Here is a 616-nt window from a genome sequence, read left to right on the forward strand (position 1 = left end):
ATTGACGCTCCAGCTCTTTGCAAAGCTCTTGCCGAGCATATCCAGCGTCTCCGCATCGATATCCGGCCGGGCCTTGGCCATGGCCGTCGTCCAGGTTGCCGGGTTGGCGGCAAAATCGCGCGATGCCTTGATCAGGGCGGTGATCACTTTCTTGACGTCGTCATGGCGTTCCTTGAGCACCTTAGCCGTCACGATATTGACCTTGCTGACCACCGGCGCGGCGGCATAATAATCGTCCTGGGACACCAGGACACGCAGGCCAGACCTATCAGGCATGGCCGCCCACGTGCCGATCGACATAGTCGTGGCATCGATCTGGCCGGCGGCCAGCGCCTGGGCCCGCTGGTTGGGCTGGCCCAGGGAAACGAAATCGATGCGGCCTGCATCGACACCCTGCTTCTGCAGCACGCGAATGCTGAGGGAATGGTCGAGACTGCCAGGTCGTCCGATTCCGAAGCTCTTGCCGGTGAGGTCGGCGGGTGCGGCGACATTCTCCTTGGAAGCGATCAGATAGGGCAACGACTTGTTCGGCGAAACGACGGCTCTCAGATCGCTGGAGCCGCCAGCGACGAGAAGCAGCAGCGCGTCGGTGCCGATATTGGCCATGTCGCCTTCG

At 62.0% G+C, this 616-nt stretch carries 1 protein-coding gene; it reads right to left on the bottom strand.

The window, feature by feature from the left end; all coding sequences use genetic code 11:
- The coding region (locus KVS69_RS18590; protein WP_217539459.1) for an ABC transporter substrate-binding protein at positions 1–616 on the bottom strand (616 nt) is incomplete at both ends.

Origin of the sequence: Stenotrophomonas sp. GbtcB23 (assembly GCF_019091045.1) — a bacterium.
Taxonomy (GTDB): domain Bacteria; phylum Pseudomonadota; class Gammaproteobacteria; order Xanthomonadales; family Xanthomonadaceae; genus Stenotrophomonas; species Stenotrophomonas rhizophila_A.